The 16,827-nt window shown below is 65.2% G+C and carries 19 protein-coding genes; 6 read left to right on the forward strand and 13 right to left on the reverse strand.

The window, feature by feature from the left end; genetic code table 11:
- Positions 1-260: 260 nt before the first annotated feature.
- Together AC3WL7_RS17165 and AC3WL7_RS17170 are read right to left on the reverse strand one after the other, a co-directional pair.
- Positions 261-704, reverse strand: a complete 444-nt coding sequence (locus AC3WL7_RS17165; protein WP_492751895.1) for a RidA family protein — start codon at positions 702-704, stop codon at positions 261-263.
- A gap of 278 nt (positions 705-982) precedes the next feature.
- Positions 983-2,710, reverse strand: a complete 1,728-nt coding sequence (locus tag AC3WL7_RS17170; RefSeq protein ID WP_492751897.1) for an ATP-binding protein — start codon at positions 2,708-2,710, stop codon at positions 983-985.
- A 152-nt stretch (positions 2,711-2,862) separates the two neighbouring features.
- On the opposite strand from AC3WL7_RS17170, the gene AC3WL7_RS17175 reads away from it, so the two are divergent.
- Positions 2,863-3,285: a BLUF domain-containing protein gene (locus AC3WL7_RS17175; protein ID WP_492751900.1), complete on the forward strand. Its 423-nt coding sequence runs from the start codon at positions 2,863-2,865 to the stop codon at positions 3,283-3,285.
- 23 nt (positions 3,286-3,308) lie between these two features.
- Here AC3WL7_RS17175 and AC3WL7_RS17180 read toward each other — a convergent pair whose 3' ends face one another.
- The 4 genes from AC3WL7_RS17180 to AC3WL7_RS17195 form a co-directional block, all read right to left on the reverse strand.
- Positions 3,309-3,863 (reverse strand): cysteine hydrolase family protein, encoded by a 555-nt coding sequence (locus AC3WL7_RS17180; RefSeq protein WP_492751902.1) that lies wholly within the window; start codon positions 3,861-3,863, stop codon positions 3,309-3,311.
- Positions 3,860-4,147, reverse strand: coding sequence for a hypothetical protein (locus AC3WL7_RS17185; RefSeq protein WP_492751904.1), 288 nt, complete (start codon positions 4,145-4,147; stop codon positions 3,860-3,862). Before AC3WL7_RS17185 ends, AC3WL7_RS17180 begins: the two co-directional genes overlap by 4 nt.
- A gap of 75 nt (positions 4,148-4,222) precedes the next feature.
- Complete coding sequence (locus AC3WL7_RS17190; protein WP_108770300.1) at positions 4,223-4,720, reverse strand: YciE/YciF ferroxidase family protein; 498 nt, start codon at positions 4,718-4,720, stop codon at positions 4,223-4,225.
- A 150-nt stretch (positions 4,721-4,870) separates the two neighbouring features.
- Positions 4,871-6,112: an alpha/beta hydrolase gene (locus AC3WL7_RS17195; protein ID WP_492751908.1), complete on the reverse strand. Its 1,242-nt coding sequence runs from the start codon at positions 6,110-6,112 to the stop codon at positions 4,871-4,873.
- A gap of 322 nt (positions 6,113-6,434) precedes the next feature.
- On the opposite strand from AC3WL7_RS17195, the gene AC3WL7_RS17200 reads away from it, so the two are divergent.
- Positions 6,435-7,655, forward strand: coding sequence for a GAF domain-containing sensor histidine kinase (locus tag AC3WL7_RS17200; RefSeq protein ID WP_492751910.1), 1,221 nt, complete (start codon positions 6,435-6,437; stop codon positions 7,653-7,655).
- Positions 7,656-8,069: 414 nt separating this feature from the next.
- On the opposite strand, the gene AC3WL7_RS17205 is transcribed toward AC3WL7_RS17200, so the two are convergent.
- Positions 8,070-9,575, reverse strand: coding sequence for a YifB family Mg chelatase-like AAA ATPase (locus AC3WL7_RS17205; RefSeq protein WP_492751912.1), 1,506 nt, complete (start codon positions 9,573-9,575; stop codon positions 8,070-8,072).
- A 195-nt stretch (positions 9,576-9,770) separates the two neighbouring features.
- On the opposite strand from AC3WL7_RS17205, the gene AC3WL7_RS17210 reads away from it, so the two are divergent.
- Complete coding sequence (locus AC3WL7_RS17210) at positions 9,771-10,613, forward strand: hypothetical protein (RefSeq protein ID WP_492751913.1); 843 nt, start codon at positions 9,771-9,773, stop codon at positions 10,611-10,613.
- Positions 10,614-10,720: 107 nt separating this feature from the next.
- Positions 10,721-11,137: a hypothetical protein gene (locus AC3WL7_RS17215; RefSeq protein WP_492751915.1), complete on the forward strand. Its 417-nt coding sequence runs from the start codon at positions 10,721-10,723 to the stop codon at positions 11,135-11,137.
- Positions 11,138-11,163: 26 nt separating this feature from the next.
- Here the strand turns inward: AC3WL7_RS17215 and AC3WL7_RS17220 are convergent, their stop codons facing one another.
- Both AC3WL7_RS17220 and ubiK read right to left on the reverse strand, forming a co-directional pair.
- The gene (locus AC3WL7_RS17220) at positions 11,164-11,943 is read right to left on the reverse strand and encodes a hypothetical protein (RefSeq protein ID WP_492751917.1); all 780 of its coding nucleotides are present in this window, start codon (positions 11,941-11,943) and stop codon (positions 11,164-11,166) included.
- 52 nt (positions 11,944-11,995) lie between these two features.
- Positions 11,996-12,250, reverse strand: coding sequence for a ubiquinone biosynthesis accessory factor UbiK (gene ubiK / locus AC3WL7_RS17225; protein ID WP_492751919.1), 255 nt, complete (start codon positions 12,248-12,250; stop codon positions 11,996-11,998).
- A 133-nt stretch (positions 12,251-12,383) separates the two neighbouring features.
- On the opposite strand from ubiK, the gene AC3WL7_RS17230 reads away from it, so the two are divergent.
- Positions 12,384-12,722 (forward strand): P-II family nitrogen regulator, encoded by a 339-nt coding sequence (locus AC3WL7_RS17230; protein ID WP_079223976.1) that lies wholly within the window; start codon positions 12,384-12,386, stop codon positions 12,720-12,722.
- A 175-nt stretch (positions 12,723-12,897) separates the two neighbouring features.
- On the opposite strand, the gene AC3WL7_RS17235 is transcribed toward AC3WL7_RS17230, so the two are convergent.
- From AC3WL7_RS17235 to AC3WL7_RS17245, 3 genes are all read right to left on the reverse strand, one after another.
- Positions 12,898-13,554 (reverse strand): RIO1 family regulatory kinase/ATPase domain-containing protein, encoded by a 657-nt coding sequence (locus tag AC3WL7_RS17235; protein ID WP_313419111.1) that lies wholly within the window; start codon positions 13,552-13,554, stop codon positions 12,898-12,900.
- A gap of 190 nt (positions 13,555-13,744) precedes the next feature.
- Complete coding sequence (locus AC3WL7_RS17240; RefSeq protein WP_492751923.1) at positions 13,745-14,446, reverse strand: alpha/beta fold hydrolase; 702 nt, start codon at positions 14,444-14,446, stop codon at positions 13,745-13,747.
- Positions 14,443-14,694: a hypothetical protein gene (locus AC3WL7_RS17245; protein ID WP_492751925.1), complete on the reverse strand. Its 252-nt coding sequence runs from the start codon at positions 14,692-14,694 to the stop codon at positions 14,443-14,445. Before AC3WL7_RS17245 ends, AC3WL7_RS17240 begins: the two co-directional genes overlap by 4 nt.
- A gap of 224 nt (positions 14,695-14,918) precedes the next feature.
- On the opposite strand from AC3WL7_RS17245, the gene AC3WL7_RS17250 reads away from it, so the two are divergent.
- On the forward strand, positions 14,919-15,824 hold the full coding sequence (locus AC3WL7_RS17250) for an aspartyl/asparaginyl beta-hydroxylase domain-containing protein (RefSeq protein ID WP_174208738.1): 906 nt from the start codon (positions 14,919-14,921) through the stop codon (positions 15,822-15,824).
- A gap of 140 nt (positions 15,825-15,964) precedes the next feature.
- Here the strand turns inward: AC3WL7_RS17250 and speE are convergent, their stop codons facing one another.
- Positions 15,965-16,819, reverse strand: coding sequence for a polyamine aminopropyltransferase (gene speE / locus AC3WL7_RS17255; RefSeq protein ID WP_079223969.1), 855 nt, complete (start codon positions 16,817-16,819; stop codon positions 15,965-15,967).
- Positions 16,820-16,827: the final 8 nt, after the last annotated feature.

A 16,827-nucleotide genomic window follows, 5' to 3' on the forward strand; every position in this document is an offset into this window, starting at 1 on the left:
CCGACTGTGATATGAGCGATTTAGGGCTAAAGCTCCAGCTGCGTACTCTCTTTGAGCAGGAGACGCAGCCTCCCCAGTCACCTCACTGAAGGGGCCTGAGGCCAATGTCCGCTTCTGGCCGGAAGCGGACGTCGCTCTGGAGTCGGGCAGCCATGCCCACTTGCGTGAGCAGCGAAGCAGATACGGCAGCGTGAGTAAAGCCCGCAGCCTGGCGGCACACGGGCTTTCCATTGCAGTTCTACGTCTCCCTGGGGGGAATGCTACGAGTTTACTTCAGCGCGGAAGGCAATTTCGATCAGCTGTTCGGGGAAGGCCAGCGCGGACACTCCGATGAGGTTGCTGGCCACCTGCGGGACGGTCTGCCCGTAAACGGCTGGCCTGACCTTTCCGCTGGCGGCGAACGCGGCCGGAACATCAATTACGAAAAGGGTTTCTTCCACCACATCCGCCAGCGACGCCCCCAGCTCGGCCAACAGCAATTCGGCGTTCTCATAGGTGCGCTTCATCTGCGCCTCCATGGTGTCGAAGTTGGCAGGCTTCCCATCAGCAGCCAATGCGGCCGGCGCTACCAGCTGGCCCTCCGGCGTGTGCGAAAGCTGGCCCGACACAAAGATCGAATTGTTCACGCGTACGGCCTGGACGTATCCATAAGCCGATTCCCACGGCACGCCAAAGCTGGCCGTCTTGCGGTTGGAGGCGCTCATCTCATTGCCCTTCCTCTGTAGAAGGCACCAGTCTGCAGGTAGGCTTGGCTGCCTACCTGCCTCGAAAGAGTGATGCGAGAGAAGTTGCGTAAGTCGCGAGCGTCAGCTTCTGGTTGGAAGCGGAGATCCAAGGCGCTCCCCGCCGTCCCCCGGCTGCGATAGTGCCATCTGGGGGCAAGTAACGTTCCGTGTGAACAGTCTTGTTGCTCGCAGAGGCTGAGCAACTGCGAAACGGAGGGCCGGCGGCGCGCTGAAGCCGCTGCGGAGTTCCGTTGCATTCACGTCACCGTGCGCCAAACCGTTTCATTCCCAGCAGAGTCAATCGCCGCACAGGACATTCTGGGCGGGCTGATCGCCCGGGCCATATCACCCAGCGTGTAGGGCTTTCGCAGCAGCGCGAAGCCGTGATCGGTCTCGCGTGCCAGCAGCTCGCTGTAGCCACTGGTCAGCACTACGTGCAGATCGGGATAGCGCTCGCGAAGCATCTTGGCCAGCTCAAGGCCGCTGATGCCCGGCATGACCACGTCGGAGAAAACAGAGTGGTAGCGCTGACGGTTCTGCTCCAGCTCGGCCAACGCATCGCTGCCGTTTCGGGCAAGGAAGACGCCGCAGCCGAGCTCGCGCAATGCAGACACAGCAAATGCAGCGACATCCACGTTGTCTTCCACCACCAGCACGTTCAGCCCCTTGGCGTCGTGCAGCGACTGCATCTCATAAATACCGACGGCCGCAGGCGTCTGCTGTGTCAACGGCAGATAGAGCACGAAGGTGCTGCCTTCGCCTACCCTGCTTTCAACATCCACCTCGCCCTCGGACTGCTTGACGAAGCCGAACACCTGGCTGAGCCCCAGTCCGGTGCCTTCACCCACGCCCTTGGTGGTGAAGAACGGATCGAACACGTGGGTAATCACCGAAGCCTCAATGCCGCACCCGTCATCGCTGACAGAGACCGCGGCAAACGTGCCTTTCAGCGGTGGCGCGAACCGTACCGATGGCATCGCCTCCACCCGCCGCACGCAGATGCACACCGTGCCGTGCTCGGCAATCGCATCGCGCGCATTTACCGCCAGGTTGATAAGCGCGGTGTCCAGCTGTGTCTTGTCCAACAGCACATGCAAGGGTTCGTCGGGAAGCTCGAGCTGCAGGGCGACCCGCCCGCCGAGCAGGGTGCGGATGATGTCGGCCAGTCCTTCAACGCCCGCACAGAGGTCGAATACTTCCGGTGACAAAGTCTGCCTGCGCGAGAACGACAGCAGATGGGACACCAGGCTGGTGGCGCGGTCGGCCGCTGCACCGATGGCCTCGATATGGCGATTCTGCCTCTCGTCGCGAGGGCTGCCGTAACGCAGCATGTCCACCGAACCGGTGATGACCTGCAGAAGATTGTTGAAATCGTGGGCGACACCGCCGGTCAACTGGCCAATCGCTTCCAGCTTCTGCGATTGCCGCAGCTGCTCGCGCGCCCTCACCAGTTCGGCATGGGCCAGCCGCGCCTCCTCGCTGATGGCTTCCACCTGCCGTGAGTGCTCAGTGCGTTCGGAGACGAACTCGGTCTGGTCGCTGACCACGCACAGAATCCCGCCGACGCTGCCGTCAGCGATGCGGATGGGCGAGTATGAGAACGTCCAGAAGGTCTCCCGCCGCGTGCCATCGCGATTCATGAACACGCGCAGGTTGCGGAAGCTGCGATGGGTACCGGCCATGGCATCGGCAATCGCGCCGCCCAACTCATCCCAGACGTCGTGCCAGACAACCCTGACCGGGCTGGCCATGGCACCGTCCAGCTTGTTTCCCATCCAGGGCGAGAAAGCGTCGTTGAAGTAGAACAGGTTGTCCGGCCCCCACGCGATCCACAGCGGCTCGGGGCAGTCGAGGATCATCGTCAACACGGTGCGGAGTTCTGCGGGCGCTGATTCAGCCAAACCCGCGTGCACCCAGGCGCTGTCCTGCAGCAGGCGGTACGCTTGGGAATCGGGAGAGGACACCGGTAGATCGCAACGCTGCATGTGAAGACCTGTTGAGTATCTCCTCACAGAGTAAACATGAACGGTACAGATTGCGTGACGGCTGCGGTTTCACAGCAAAGGAGCCACGCAAAGACCCGGCCTTGACGCGGGATCCGTACATTTCCTTGCAGACAAACCCATCCGCAAGCACCATGGCAAACCGCGCAATCGCCTACGCCAGCGAGGCACTCCCCGGTCTTGATCCACAGCGCCTGACCGCGATGGTCGAGGACGCGGCCCGATTCAATCATGATGCTGGGATCACCGGCGTGCTGCTGTTCGATGGGCAGCGCTTTCTGCAGTACATCGAAGGCCCGGAAGATGCTTTGGGCGTGGCCTATTCGCGCATTCTGGGTGCCAGCAGCCATCGCGAAATCGTCGAGCTGGCGCGCGGTCGCGTAGGTCGCCGGATGTTCCCGTATTGGTCCATGCGGCTGCTGCCTGCCGATTCAGACGAGTTGAGCCAGGCGGCATATGCAGACTGGCGGGGCTTCGTCAGGCGGGCAGGCCGCGAAGGTAGCCCCTGGGCTGCCATGGATCACCTGAGCGCGGTGGTGCAGCCTCATCTGGGCTGATCTGCGCCCGGGGATGCCGGGCGCTATGCATCAAGCAGTGCGATGACATCGCGCATGCCCAGCACCTTTGCGGCACCGGAGCGCTGCAGCAGCTGCAGCGCCGGCTTCTGTCGATCCGGCAGGGCGGCGGTCGCTTCCCATGCGACGACAGTCTCATATTCACGCGAATTGGCGTCCAGCGCCGTGGCCAGAACGCAGGAATCGAGTGCCATGCCGGCAAGGATCAGGCGCTGGACACCCAGCTTCGCCAGCAGCACGGGCAGGGGTGTTGCCAGAAACGCGGAATGTTTGGGTTTGAGGATGAAGTAATGCCGCGGCTGCGGCGCCAGGCGTTCGGCAATGTCTGCGGCATGCCCACCACGACGGCGACACGCCTCAACCAGGCCCGGGAAGTCACGCCTCCAATCGCCAAAGTTGTCGTTGGCGAAGATGACGGGCAGATCCCGCTCGTCGAACGCAGCCATGAGAATCGCGGCCTTGTGCGCTGCGCGGACTGCCGGCGGGCCGAGCGCGCGGCCCTCGGGGAAATCAAACAGGCTGAACAGGTCAATGATGATCAGCGCGCTTTTCGTGCTCATGGTGAGCGTCCATCCATATCTGCGCTCGCATTTCGGCGGCGGTGCCACGCCAGTACCTGGCCGACCACCGCGGTCAACAGCAGCAGCGCATTGGTGACGACGAACACGGTTGAGCCTAGCAACGCGCTGTAGATCGTAAACAGCGTGGAGGCGGTCATCTGGCCCAGAAACAGCCATTTCGACACGGCTTCCGGATGAGGAGACTGCCACTGTTTGACCATCTGCCGGATCAGGGTGGCCATGAGTACCATGGTGGCCGCCCAGCCTAGGATGTCTGGATGCATGCAGGCGACCTCGGTGTGTGCAGGCAAGAGAGACGCCGCCGCTTGGTGGCGGCGCCATGGCAGGCCAGCGCCCGGTCAAGCTGCCTGAGCGGCCTTCGCGTTGCCGCCACTCTTGGCGAGCAACGTGAGTTTCTCGTCGGTGGCCTTCTCTTCCTCAAGGGTTTCAAGCAATAGCGGCAGCGCATCCTTGTAGCCCAGCTGCTTGGCCAGCGCCGCGATCGTGCCGTATGAGGCAATCTCGTAATGCTCGACCTTCTGCGCGCCACCAATCAGCGCGGCGTCACGCACAGGGCCCTTGTCGATAGCATCGATCACCTCCTTGCCTTCCTCGACCAGACCCTCCATTGCCGCACACTTGATGCGCTTCAGTCGGATGCCCAGTACTTCCACCACCTGGTCGATGCGTTCGATCTGGCCCTGCGTTTCCTCAAGGTGGGTTTCAAAGGCCGTGGCCAGCGCGGGGTTGTCGGCTGCACGGGCCAGGCGTGGCAACGCTTTGGTCAGCTGCTTCTCGGCGCTGTAGATGTCGGAGAGTTCATGAATGAAGAGGTCTTCCGCTGTCTTGATGGCCATGTGGGCATCCCGTCGTGAAGGAGCCTGCAGGCTAAAGGGGTGTCCGGGAAAATCCGTCGAACGGACAGTGAAGGAGAGGTCTCGGCCTGACCCTTTGTCTTCGCGCTCGATTAGCACTCCCTGGAAATACGCCAACCCCCGGGAGCCCTCTCACTCCGGCGAGGACTCTCCACAGCGCTCGCTGACCACGCCGCCCTTGATGAAGCTGCCGACAGCCGCAACAAAGCAGCCTGGCGCTACCAACGGCAGCAGATGGGCGCCGCGGTCCACCGTGTGGAACGTGACAGGCCCCGACCTGCGGAGCAAGGCAGCGTGTTCCTGGGCACCGGCGTAGGCGGTATTCGGATCCAGCGTCCCCTGCAGGATCAGTGTCCGGGGCAGGGTGTGCGGGGTCTTTCCGAACCAGGCATCACGCGGGTAACGCGGGACACTGCCACTGACGAGCAGCCCGGGAATGGGACTGACGAACAACGCATCTTTGGCCTCTTCGATCACGGTCTCCATGCTGAGCTCCGGTCGTGCGTTGTTCTCCGAGGCAGCAATGAGCATCACCAGCGGCAGGGCGGGTTGGTTGTTTCCTGCCTGTCCCAGCTGCGCCAGCGCGGCATTCCAGTCCTTCACCGTGGCGGCCAGCGTGCGGGTATCACCCTCGGAAAGGTCCTGCACGATCTTCGGCATTTGATCGCGCAGCGTAGGGAAGCTCAGCAGCGCGGCGAAGAACCGGCGCAGGTCGCCACCCGGCACCACCTTCTTCCAGGCTGCATCTTTCACCGCCAGCAGCGCCCGATACTGCTGGAGGCTACGTTCATCCATGCTTTGCCGCCCGACTTGGTCAACCAGCGCGGTGCGCCGGCTGAGATCCCATGTTTCAGTGGTCTCGGGCGGCACCAGTCCGTCGAGGATGAGGCCATCCACATGAAGCTCATTGACCTGGAGCGAACGCAACGCCAGCTGGGTGCCGTAGGAGACGCCATACAGCAACACCTGCCCGCTGCCATCTGCCTGTGACATCAGAATGCGAAGGTCATGCGCAGCCTCGGTAATGGAAAAAGCGGACGTGCGCTGCAGGTTGGCATACATGCTGCCGATGCAGGGGCCCCACTCGGCACCTGCCAACCCTGTGCCTTCCGGGCTTTCAGGTGCTTCCTGGATGGGACAGATCCGCGATGACCGACCCGTGCCCCGGTGGTCGGGGATCACAAGATCAAACCCGGGGAACGCACGCTGGTAAGTCGGGATAAGGGGATACAGGGATGCCCCTGACTCGCCCGGGCCACCAGAGATCAGCCAGACCTCGCCTCGCCTGGGCACATCCGCGCTGGCCGGTATGCGCCGCAGGAACAGCGCTATCTGCTCGCCTGATGGATCGGCATGGCGAAGTGGAACGTCCACCGTGGCGCACCGTGATTCTCGCAAGGCGGCTGACGTGCCATCCTCGCAGGCACGCGCCTTGGGTGCAGATGCACTGGCAATTACGGGTGAGAACAGAAGCATTACCGCCCACAGCGCACTGCGACGCATCGGCCATCCCTTGGCTTGAATGAGCGCCTACGATGAGGGCTGGACAGGAACCACGGCGAATGCCGGAAGTAACCCGGCGCGGCTGTTGCTGTCTGCTGCTGGCCGATAGCGGACATTCATTCGCGACCGGGGTCATCCCGGCTGCCCAGGCGGTTTCATGGGATGATGCGCCACCGCGCCCGACTGCCCCTACATGCATACCCTGACCGATCCCAATCTGCTGAACGACATCGCTGAGATTGGTCGTATCGAGGCGGTGCCGCGCATCCTTGAAACCGTGGCCTATATCACCGGCTCAAGATTCACTGCGATTGCCCGGGTAACCGAGACGACCTGGACGGCCTGCGCCACCTTGGACACCCTGGGGTTTGGGCTGGTTCCAGGCGGGCAGCTGGTCCTGGAAACCACCATCTGCGACGAGATCAGGCAGTCGCCCACCTCGGTCGTGTTCGCGCACGCCAGTGCGCACCCGTTGTATTCCAAGCACCACACCCCGCGGATCTACGGGCTTGAGAGCTACGCGTCCGTGCCGATCCATCGCCCGGACGGCAGCTTCTTCGGCACCCTCTGTGCCATTGATTCGTCGCCGGGCAACTTCGATGAAGCCCATGTCCGGCGATCCATGGAGCTGCTTGCCGACCTCGTCGGGAACTACCTCGACAAGGAGGATCGCCTACTGGAAGCAGAGACGGCACTCACCGATGCACAGCGGGTTTCAGACCTGCGCGATCAGTTCATTGCGGTGCTGGGCCATGACCTCCGCAGCCCGCTGCAGGCGATCAGCGTGGCTGCGGATTCGCTGGAAATGGAGGCGACTTCCGAGCGTCAGCAGCAGATGCTCGCGCACATCGCATCGGGCGTCACCCGCATGGATGGGCTGATCAACGATGTGCTCGATTTCGCCCGGGGTCGGTTGGGTGGCGGCATTCCGATCTCGCTGCGCGAAAGCCATTCGTTGCAGGCTGATCTCGAACGCGTGGCCGCGGAGGTGGCGATCGCTACCGGTCGCCAGGACATCAGCGTTCAGATGCAGATCGAGGGCAGCGTCGTCTGCGACCCCAGCAGGCTCTCGCAGCTGCTGGCTAACCTGCTGACGAACGCCGCCCAGCACGGCGAGCGATCTGCGCCTGTCACGCTGAGGGTTCACGCCGCATCCAATGCTCTGACGCTGGATGTGCACAACGCCGGCTGCATTCCGTCGGAGCGGCTGGGCAACATTTTCAGCCCGTTTTCCCGCGAGCAGGGCGAGCTGCCCAGGCCCGGCCTGGGTCTGGGCATCTACATCGCATCGGAAATCGCCAGGTCTCATGGCGGGACGCTCGACGTGGCGTCGACTGAAGGCGCGGGAACCTTGTTTACGTTCCAGATGCCGGGCGCGGGACGTCCGTATTCCAGGGGGAGCGCTGATTCCTGAAGCGCCACCGCCACCCTCGAACAACCGACATACGCCCTGCCTACCGGTCTGAACTGGTCGACCCGGTTCGTGCGGTGCACGCCGGCCGTCGTGCGGTGTCTGCCGAGATTGTGTGCGAGCTGGCGGCGCGTCGCGGTTACATCAATCCGTTCGCATCGGGCTGAGGCAGGTTGGCCGGGCTCATCTGAGCACTGGCTGATTCATCTGGATCCAAGCCAGGGCAGGGGACGCACTTCTGCTGAACGGCATCATCCTCGCGCTGTGTCTGTACTCTCCACTATCAGACAAGTTCGCCCCCGCTTTCACCGGGTGAGGGCAGAACCCTACAACAAGCCGACGCCGCTTTGAGACGTGGCCCGGTCAGGGCGTTGAGCGCTGTTGCGATCAACAGCGAGGCGGATAGACAGGAGACTCTCATGTTCCTGCCTTGCCCCGATCCAGCTGGCGATACCCGATCGCCTCCGCGAGGTGTGCCGTCCCGATCCCGTCGCACGCATCGAGATCCGCAATCGTGCGTGCCACCCGCAAAATCCGGTGCATCGCCCTCGCTGAGAGCTGCAAGCGTTCAATCGCCTGCTCCAGCAGATCCTGATCGGCCTCGCTCAACCGCGTACACGCCCTCAGCGCCGCCGGTGGCAGATGCGCATTCAACCCACCCCGCGCGCGCTGTCGTGCATGCGCCGCCTCCACGCGTGCCCGCACCACCGCGCTCGGCTCCCCCAGTGGCGTGCTTTCCCGCAGTTCCACCGCATCCATACGTGCCACGCTGATATGCAGGTCGATGCGGTCCAGCAGTGGCCCTGACACCCGCGCGCGGTAGCGGGTGATGCGCTCATCCGTACACAGGCAGCGATTGCTGCGGTCACCCGCCCACCCGCACGGGCAGGGGTTCATCGCCGCGACCAACTGGAAGCGTGCGGGGTACTGCACGCTGCGCGCCGCACGCGCGATGCGGATATGCCCGGATTCCAAGGGCTCACGCAGCGTTTCCAGTGCGCTGCGATTCCATTCCGGCAGCTCGTCCAGGAACAGCACCCCGTGGTGTGCCAGCGAAATCTCGCCGGGGCAGGGTGGATTGCCACCACCCACCAATGCCGCCGCACTGGCACTGTGGTGCGGTGCCCTGAAGGGACGCTGCCGCCAGCGACGCGGGTCCAGCCCTTCGCCACTCACCGAGGCAATCGCGGCCAGTTGCAGTGCTTCGTCCTCTTCGGTGTCCGGCAGCAGGCTGGGCAGGCGCGAGGCCAGCAGGGTCTTGCCGCAGCCGGGGCTGCCGATCAGCAGCAGGTGGTGGCCCCCGGCGGCGGCCACTTCCAACGCGCGCCGCGCATGTGCCTGCCCGCGCACGTCGGCCAGATCGGGCAGGGGCAGCGGTGTGGTATCCACGCGCTCCACCGGCGGCAGCAGGCGCGGATTGCCCAGCCCGGCGCAGCATTCCAGCAGGGTGCGGGCCACGCGCACATCCGCATGCTCGGCCAGCGCAGCCTCGGCAGCATTGCCCGGCGGCACCACCAGGATGCGCCCGGCCTCGGCGGCGGCAATGGCGGCCGGAAGTGCGCCGCTGACGGGCCGCAGTTCGCCGGTCAGGCCCAGCTCCCCGAGAAACTCATAGGGCAGCAGCGATTGCGGCTCGACCTGGCCGCTGGCCGCAAGAATGCCCAGCGCGATCGCCAGGTCGTAGCGCCCGCCTTCCTTGGGCAGGTCGGCCGGAGCCAGGTTCAAGGTGATGCGCCGCTGCGGAAAATCGAAGCGCGCGCAGAGCAGGGCGGCACGCACGCGCTCGCGTGATTCGCGCACGCTGGCTTCGGCCAGGCCGACGATCTGGGTAACCGGCAGGCCGCCGGACAGATGCACTTCCACCCGCACCAGCGGGGCATCGACCCCGGCGCGGGCACGGCTGTAGACCAGCGCCAGGCTCATGTGTGGTTTCCTGCGAAGGGGCGCTTGATGGTGCCGCCCGACGACGGCGCGAGGCCATCGGGATTTGCAGGCGCGCGGTCTAGGGTTTTTCCGGGCGGCGGCGGTCGGCTTCAGGGTAGAGTTGCAGCAGCTCGGGCTGGAAGCCATGCCGCCGCTGTTGCGGACGTGCCCAACCACGATTGGCAAGGAGCCGGAGTGCGCGTCAAGACGATTGCGATGGGCTGGGTACTCGTGGGCCTGTCCGGTGCGGGCAACCTCGCCGCTGCCACCACGACCATCAACGAGCTCGCGCGCGACACCAGTGCTGAGCTGCTGCAGGGCATTCCACCGGCCGAGCAGGCCTCGTCCGCTTCCGCCTATCGCTATGTGCGCCACTGCCTTGCCAGGCGCCAGTTCGAATCGCTCCTGGGAAGCGATGGGATCGATCCCGATGCAACGTCATCCCTGCGGTCGCGGGCGTCGGGGATGCCGGAGCCGCTGCGCTCGCGCTTTCTTGAGAACGTGCGCATGCTCGATGCGCGCCGTGCAGAATGTGCGCCTTGGCAGCAGAGCGTGGCGCCTGACAAGGCGGCACTGCAGGTGTACCTGCTGGCGTTGGACAATGCAGCGACCGGCGACGCGCGTGCCGCTGCCTGCTTCGTCGCACTGCCTTGGGCGGAACCCATGCAGGGAACGCCGGACTACGCGCGGTTTGCAGGCGCCTACACCGCGCAGGCCCGCATCCTGATCGACGCGGGCATTGCCAGGGGCAGCTGGTTGATGGTGCGCGCCGCTGCCGGCCAACTCAACGCACACCCGCATGCGACGATGACGCTGCCGCTCGAGCCTGCACTGGCCTACCGGATTTCCAGGCTCATGCAGATGGGAATCGAAGATCCCGCTCTTTCCGGTACATTTGCTGCGGATGCGCGTCGCTACGCCTCCAGTCTGTCGCCTGCGGTGCTGGATGTTCTGGAGAAGGACGTGCAGTCCCAGTTCCAGTCAGTATTTGCCGGCCGGGGCGGCGATCTGGATTCGTTTACCCGGCTGTGCGACTGAGCACAGGACGGACGTCGCGCGCCGCTGGGGAAGGGAGGGATTTTTGTATGGCATGGCCACGAGGACGCATTTGCCTGGGTGTCACCGCAACCGCGGCCCGGCGCTGCATGCTGCTGGGACTGGCGGTGTTGCAGGCGTCCTGCGCAACCCCCTTCCAGCGTCCGCCGGCGGAAAAATTCCGGCTGGATATAGTCGATAACGCTGACGCGCGCCGATTCGAGATCACGTTGACCTCCCTGGACACGCGTGCGATGTGCGTCTCTGCCGAGAACTGGCCAAATGACATCGGCGGTTTTGTTGTGTCGCAGGAATCGACCTACCTGCAGATCGATGCACAGGCGCTGGCGCCGAGCAGCAGTTTCTCCAGCGTGTATTGCCCCGGCGGCTGCGGTGAGCATCGCATTGCCCCCAACGCGACGCTGCGGCGCACGATCAACTATGCAACGTTCGGCGATGCCGCAACGATTGCTGCATCGCCGTCGAAGGTGCTGCATTTCGTGGCAACGCCGTACTACTGCCGTTGAGCGTGGCCCAGCTCACGGGGAGCAGGTCAGCGCTTCACCGGCTGGTCCCAGTAACAGACCGCCATCGCCGGGCCATAGCGCGCGACCAGCGCATCCACTGCCTCCTGGCTGCGCGGGCCCTCGTTGCTCGCCACGGGTGCGCCGATGCCTGCCAGCACGGCATCTGAAAGCTGGATCAATGAGATCGTGCGGTCTGCGGGGCAGTGGTGCATGAGGTTGGCGTCGGGCTCGTTGAGCCGGTCCATCCACTCGAACAACGGCGGATACACCGCCGCGCGGCGCAGGAAACCGTCCTGGCGTTCGATGCTGGCCTGCAGGCGTTGCCGGCCTTCGGCGGTGAGGTCGGGCAGTTTCGTCATGCGTGGCACCACGCCGCCATGGAACAGCACGACGCTGTCGGGCATGACGTGGCGCGTGGGTGCGGCCAGGAACAGATAGTTGGCGCAGGACGACACGCACAACTGATACGCGTGGACGCTGGCCTTGCGGTCGAGGATGGCATCGCCGATGTCCATGCCCAGTTCCACGTCGCCGCCCATCGAGCGCACGATCACCTGTGGCGTGACGCCTGCAGGGATGGCCGACATCTGCGTGAGGAACGCATCGCGGCTTTCCTTGGTCAGGCTGCTGGTGAAGTCCGCACAGAGCGTATCCGGCGCGACGGTGCGGACCTCGGCCGGTGCGCTGGAGGGGCGCTCCTTCATCCAGGCCACGCAGCGTTCGGTGGCTGCCGGGTCCAGGCCGTCGGCGGCCAGCGTAGTGCCGGGCAGGGCCAGCGCGAACAGCAGAGCAGAATATCGAAGCATGATCGTGACTCCTGTCGGGATCGAGGGGCGTCCGTTGCCCGGCGTGGACAGCTCAGGCCTCGGGGGGGCGACTCTGTTCCAACTCACGCACAGCCGCTTCCAGCGCATCCAGCTTCTCGCGCGTCTTCAGCAACACTGCACGCTGCACTTCAAATTCCTCGCGCGTCACCAGGTCCAGCTTGGCCAGGCCGGCCTGCAGCGCGGTCTTGAAGGTGGCCTGCAGTTCCTCGCGCGATTCGCGCAGGCCCGGCGGGACCAGGTCGCTCAGGCGGCGGGCAAGGTCATCGAGGTGGTTCAGGTCGATCATGGGGGACTCCGTGGCCTGGCAGGCCGTTCGCGCATAAGGATACTGCCGACCCGCGCGGCCGCACAGGCGGCGGCGGTTTCACGCCGGGTGCGTTCAGGCGCTATCCTCCACGCCGGAATACAGGAGATCGACGATGAAGATGGTCATGGCGGTGATCAAGCCGTTCAAGCTCGACGACGTGCGCGAAGCGCTGGCCGAGCGTGGGGTTACCGGTATCACGGTGACCGAGGTGAAGGGCTTTGGCCGGCAGAAGGGCCATACCGAGCTGTACCGTGGCGCCGAGTACGTGGTCGACTTCCTGCCGAAGGTGAAGCTGGAAGTGGCGGTGACCGATGACCAGGTGGAACTGGTGGTCGAGGCGATCGTGAAGGCGGCGGGCACCGGCAAGATCGGCGACGGCAAGGTGTTTGTGTACGACCTGGGCAGCGTGGTGCGTATTCGTACCGGCGAGCTGGACGCGGACGCGCTGTAAGCGCGCCGCGTGGCGTCTGGACGCGGCTGGGTAGAGTCGACCGTTGGTCGACTACCGCGCGCAGCGCGGGCATTTCGGGTGCGGATGGAAGGGCAGTCGACCAACGGTCGACTCTACCGCGCGCAGCGCGGGCATTTCGGGTGCGGATGGAAGGGCAGTCGACCAACGGTCGACTCTACCGCTTCGCCCACTTGTAGAACCGCTTCCAGCCCTGGCGCACGGCGGCGACCCAGCCCGGGTCGGCCACCAGCGCGGCCTGCGCGGCGCTCGGCGCCTGGCCGGTCACGCGCTGGCGGATCTTCAGCAGGTTCTTCATGTCACTGCGGCGCATCTGCCGGCTCAGCGGGTTGCGGCGCAGCCAGCGCGGGGCGCGCCAGGCCGAAGTGAAATCCAGCAGCACCGGCACGCCGCCGCTCACCACCACGTTGGTGCCGTGCAGGTCGTTGTGGGTGATGCCGGCCGCGTGCAGGCGGCTGAGTGCGTGCTGCAGCTGGTCGAACACTTCATTGCCCACCGCCTGCGCGGTGCTGAGCGTCTGGCCCGGAATGAATTCCATGCCCAGGGCGAGGCCGCCGAGGGTGCCAAGCAGGGCCGGGGCATGCTTCCAGCCACCCAGGCGCTGCAGGATGCGCGCTTCGCGGCGCACCATCAGGCGGGCGATCAGCGAAACCGGGGTGCCGCGGTAGCGCGAGTAGTCCTTCACCACCGCCGGACGGCCGTCCAGGCAGGTGCGGTAGACATCGGGGGCGAGGAAGCGATCACCGCGCTTGAGCAGCAGCGGGGCGACGGCGTCATCGCCGCAGGACGGGGAGGGGGAAACAGTGGAAGTCATGGCGGGGTCTCGGACGACGACCCGGTGGGTGGCGCTGCAGCGTCAAGCGAACCGGTACGACTGGGGGGAGGTAGCTAAACTTTCGTTAAGTGAATTTTAGTACCGCCGAGTTCGCTAATCCACGTTTTGTCGGAGAAATGTCGGGGCCGTGGCTGGAACAGTTCGTCGCGCCTGATCGGACAATTTCGTCTCATTTAGCGCTTACGGCCTTTTCAATCAATGGCTTGCCAGCAAACTGCTCTGCAATGCGCCGCACGAACGGCAGCAGTGCGTCGCGCAACTGGTCCAGGCCGGGCTGCTCGATGGGGAAGTGGCCGCATTCATCCAGCAGTACCCGCTGCTTGGGCGCGGCCAGGCGCTGGAAGAAGCGATCGCTGATCGCCACCGGGGTCCAGTCGTCGCAGGCCGGGTGCAGCATCAGCACCGGGCAGCGCTGGAACTGCTCGGGTTCCAGCGCCGGGGCGCTGTCGAACAGGGACGCCAGCAGGCCCAGCGGCACGCGGTTGCCGCCGCCCAGCGGGTCGGCGCAGACCAGCGCGGCCAGGGCCGGGTCGCGCGACATGCGCTGCATGTGGGTGAACCAGCGCACCGGCACGCGCAGGCCGCGGGTGAGGCGGCTGGCGGGGCGCAGCGTGGGCAGCAGGGCGCGCATCCACGGCTGGCGCACCAGCGCGGCCTGCACGTCGGGGTCGCGTGGGTCAGCCAGGGTGGTGGCCACCAGACCCTGCACCCACGGCGATTCGGCCGCCACCAGATAGGCCAGGTAGCCGCCGATGCTGGCACCCAGCAGCACGATCGGGCGCGGCCGGCGCCGGTACTCGGCCTCGATGAGGGCCAGCAGGGCCTGCTTCCACGTGCCGTAATCGACGGCTTGCCAGGCCGCGGGGCTCAAGCCACCACTTCATGCCCGGCTGCGGCCAGGCCGGCGGCCAGTGGGGCGAACATGCGGCCATATCCGCCGGCCCCATGCACCAGCACCACGGTCGCGTCGGCATCGGCCGGGCCGTGGCGGTCCAGGCGCAGGGTTCCCCCAGCCCACTGGAAGGCCTCGCTGCGTGGCGTGGCGGCTGGCTGGCCCGGGAAGAAGGCCGCATAGCGGGCGCTGAGGGCGGGGTAGGGGGCGTGGTCGCAGGCGGGCATCCGTACCAGTGTAGGTTGGTTGTTCAGCTACGTGATGCTGAACAGGGTGCTTGGGTAACTTGACCCGGGGGCATTGGCTGCCGACCATAAGCTGTTAACCCGCGACATCGGCGGCCGCCCCCACCCGGCACGTCACCGTCCCCTGCCGCGTCCCCACCTGGTGCAGGCCGCGCGGCCGCATCGTTCGTTTCCCTGTCCGGCGCCCGCTGGAGGAAAGTGCTTTGATCATCAAGATTGTCCTGGCAGCGCTGTTCGTGGCCTGCGTGCTGTACATCCATTACCGCGGCAAGGTCCGCGCGCGCTGGTCGCGCCAGTTGCTGGACCACTCCAGCTTCATGGCCCCGATCAACGTGATCATGTACCTGTTCTCGAAGGTGCCCACCACGCCGTTCCTGGACCCGGGCAAGGAGCTTCCGCAGCTGGAGCCGCTGCGGCAGAACTGGCAGGTGATCCGCGACGAGGCGCTGGCCCTGCGTGACGCGCAGAAGATCGCCGCCTCCAGCAGCTACAACGATGCCGGCTTCAATTCGTTCTTCCGCCGTGGCTGGAAGCGCTTCTACCTGAAGTGGTACGGCCCGTCGCATCCGTCGGCCAAGGCCATGTGCCCGAAGACCGTGGCGCTGATCGAATCGATTCCCGATGTGCGCGCGGCGATGTTCGCGCAGTTGCCGCCGGGCAGTGAACTGCGCCCACACCGCGATCCGTTCGCCGGTTCGCTGCGCCTGCACCTGGGCCTGAGCACGCCCAACGACGATGGCTGCTACATCGTGGTGGACGGGGTGAAGAAGAGCTGGCGCGACGGCGAGTGGATGATGTTCGACGAGACCTACATCCACCACGCACACAACGAGACCGACCAGGATCGCGTGATCCTGTTCTGCGATATCGCCCGCCCGCTGCGCTTCGGCCTGCCGGGCCTGTTCAACCGCGCGGTGGCGTCCACGCTGCTGGCCGGCGGTGCCTCGCCGAACCTGCCGGGTGATCCGACCGGTGGCGTCAACAAGGCCTTCGGTGGCGTGTACAAGGTGCGCCTGAAGGCCAAGGCGCTGCGCGAGCGCAGCGTGGTGGCCTACCAGGTCATCAAGTGGGGCCTGGTGGTAGCGGTGATTGCCGGTATCTGGGCGATCTGACCGAACGGTTGTTCATGGGGTTGCCGGCCAGCGGCCGGCACTACCGCAAAGCAAAAAACCGCGCTGTCGGTAGGTGCCGACCGTTGGTCGGCACGCATTAGCCCCGGTAGGTGCCGACCGTTGGTCGGCACACCTTGCCATCAGCCCTTGAGGGCTGATGCCACGAACGGCGGGGTCACCAGCACGCCGGTGTGCAGCGCGGCGGTGTAGTACAGGGTGTTGAAGGTCTTGGCAGCCGAGTCGGCCTGGCGGAAGTCGAAGCCGCTCTCGCCCTTGCGCGCCATGGTCACGCTCCACCAGCCGGTGGGGTAGCACGGCTGCGGGAACGGCAGGGTCTTGAACGAGCCGAAGCCGGCCTTGCCCATCTCGGTGCGCATCTCGTTGATCAGCTCCAGCTGCATCAGCGGCGATTCGGACTGCTGCACCAGGATGCCGTCGTCCTTCAGGGCCTTGAAGCAGCTCTCATAGAAGGCCTTGTTGAACAGGCCTTCGCCGGGGCCGACCGGGTCGGTCGAATCGACGATCACCACGTCCACGCTGCCGGCCGGGCAGTTGGCCATGTAGGCCACGCCGTCGTCGAACAGCAGCTCGGCGCGGGCGTCATCGTTGGAATCGCACAGTTCCGGGAAGTGCTTGCGCGCCATCACGGTGACCTGCTCGTCGATATCGCACTGGGTCACGCTCTCCACGCCCTTGTGCTTGAGCACTTCGCGCAGGGTGCCGCAGTCGCCACCACCGATGATGACCACGCGCTTGGGCGCGGCGTGGGTGAACAGCACCGGGTGGCTGATCATCTCGTGGTAGAAGAAGTTGTCCTTGCTGGTCAGCATGATGGCCCCGTCGATGGTCATCAGGTTGCCCCAGTCGGTGGTCTGGAAGATCTCGATCTTCTGGAACGGCGACTGCACCTCGTCCAGCTTGCCGGTGATGCGGAAGCCGATGGCCGAGCCCGTGCGTTCGAAGTGTTCGATGTACCAGTTGCTGCTGTCAGTCATTGGATTAC

The organism is Stenotrophomonas sp. FW305-3-2-15-E-LB1, assembly GCF_058787375.1.